This is a genomic window from Aeromicrobium sp. PFPM2_SD2, assembly GCF_057364525.1.
This window is the reverse complement of the sequence record NZ_JBNFNZ010000431.1, coordinates 1-2,045: the sequence shown is the minus strand read 5'-3', so window position 1 is coordinate 2,045 and position 2,045 is coordinate 1. Positions and strand designations below refer to the sequence as shown.

Sequence of the window (2,045 nt, the reverse complement as noted above, 5' to 3'; positions counted from 1 at the left end):
GGCAGCCCGGACGCGTGGCGGCGGTGAGGGGCGACGAACCCGCCCATGCTGTGGCCCAGGACGACCGGCTCGGGGTCGCCCCTCCGCGGCGGCGACGGCCTCGACCTCGGACGCCCACGTGCCCAGGTCGTACGCCTCGCGCCAGTCGCTGTCACCGTGGCCGGACAGGTCGAGGGCGACGACCCGCCGGTCGTCGGCCAGGAACGGCGCCACGTGGTCCCACCAGCCCGCGTGGGCCGCCCCGCCGTGCACGAGGACGGTCACGGGCGCGCCGGCAGGGCCCCACGTGCGGTAGAAGATCTCGGCGCCGGTAACCGTCACACGTCCGGTGCCGGGACGCTGCGCGAGCGCGTCGGTGAACCAGGTCGGGACCAGCTGGTCGGCGGTCATGGCGGCTCCCTCCGTCGTCCGGCACATCCAAGCAGACCGTGCGACGCCGGTCACACCACGGCCGCCGGACTAGCCCGATCGAGCCATTTTCCACAGCGTTCGGCGAGGCGCCCACGCCGCCGGTCAGGTCGGCCTAGCGTCGGCCGAAGGGAGAGCTGCGAGAGGAGCACCGATGAGCAGCTACCTGTACGACCTCGACGGCCACGTCATCGCGTTCCGCCGCGACCCGGACGATCCCCACGTCTTCGACCTCGAGGGCCACTGGATCGGCTGGCAGGCGTGGGAGGACCGCGACGTCGCCGACGCCCAGGGCCGCTACCTCGGCACGATCGTCTGCGACCGCCTCGTGCGGCGCAACGACTGGTGGGAGCGTCCCGCGCCCGAGCCCGTCGTGCCGCCGCGCGCCCCGCACGCGTCCGGCCAGCCGCTCCCGCCCGCCGCCTTCCCCTACCGCTTCGCCTACGAGGACGTCCGCCTGCCGCACCCGGCCTGATCTGCGGGTGCCGGGTCGGCCCGACGGCCGGATACTCGGCACATGACCCGCAGCCTCGTCACCGGCGCCACCGGATACATCGGTGGACGTCTCGTCCCCGCCCTGCTCGACGCCGGGCACACCGTGCGGGTGATGGTCCGCGACGAGGCGAAGGCCCGCGCCCACGCCTGGGCCGACGACGTCGAGGTCGCCCGCGCGGACGCCACCGAGGCCGCGGACGTCCGCCGCGCCCTGGACGGCGTCGACGTCGCCTACTACCTCCTGCACTCGATCGGCTCGGGCAAGGACTTCGCCGCCACCGAGGAGCGCATCGCCCGCACCTTCGCCGAGCAGGCCCGCGCCGCCGGGGTGCACCGCATCGTCTACCTCAGCGGCATGGACCCGGCCGACGAGGAGCTGTCCGAGCACCTGCGCTCGCGCGACCGCGTCGCCCAGGTGCTGCTCGACTCCGGCGTCCCCACCACCGTGCTGCAGGCCGGCGTCGTCATCGGGTCGGGGTCGGCCTCGTTCGAGATGCTGCGCCACCTGACCGAGCGGCTCCCGGTGATGGTCACGCCCCGCTGGGTGCACAGCCGCACCCAGCCGATCGCCGTGCGCGACGTGCTGCACTACCTGGTCGGCAGCGCGTCCATGCCGTCGCAGGTGAACCGCCGCTTCGACATCGGCGGGCCGGACGTGCTGACGTACCTGGGCATGATGCGGCGCTACGCCGCGGTCGCCGGGCTGCCCAAGCGGCGCATCCTGCCGGTGCCGATCCTGTCGACCACGCTGTCGAGCCTGTGGGTCGGGCTGGTCACCCCCGTGCCCAGCGGACTGGCCCGTCCGCTCGTGGAGTCGCTGCGCAACAACGTCGTGGCGTCCGAGCACGACATCGACGACCTCGTCCCCCCGCCGCCCGGCGGGCTCACCGGGTTCGACCGGTCGGTCGAGCTCGCCCTGACCAAGATCCAGAACCTCGACGTGCCCACGTCGTGGTCGTCGGCCAGCCCCGCGGGCGCGCCCGCCGAGCCGCTGCCCTCGGACCCGGACTGGGCCGGCGGCACGCTCTACACCGACGAGCGGACGCGCGAGGTCGACGCGACCCCGCAGGACCTGTGGGCCGTCATCCAGGGCATCGGCGGCAGCCACGGCTGGTACTCCTGGCCGCTGGCCTGGCGCGCCC

The 2,045-nt window shown here is 74.4% G+C and carries 3 protein-coding genes; 2 read left to right on the top strand and 1 reads right to left on the bottom strand.

The window, feature by feature from the left end; all coding sequences use genetic code 11:
• A partial coding sequence (locus AC2W7G_RS14685; protein WP_485869093.1) for an alpha/beta fold hydrolase occupies positions 1 to 390 on the bottom strand: 390 nt, incomplete at its 3' end.
• 172 nt (positions 391 to 562) lie between these two features.
• Here AC2W7G_RS14685 and AC2W7G_RS14680 point away from each other — a divergent pair.
• Positions 563 to 883: a 4-fold beta flower protein gene (locus AC2W7G_RS14680; RefSeq protein WP_485869092.1), complete on the top strand. Its 321-nt coding sequence runs from the start codon at positions 563 to 565 to the stop codon at positions 881 to 883.
• A 42-nt stretch (positions 884 to 925) separates the two neighbouring features.
• Positions 926 to 2,045: NAD(P)H-binding protein (locus AC2W7G_RS14675; RefSeq protein ID WP_485869091.1), on the top strand; the 1,120-nt coding region annotated here is incomplete at its 3' end.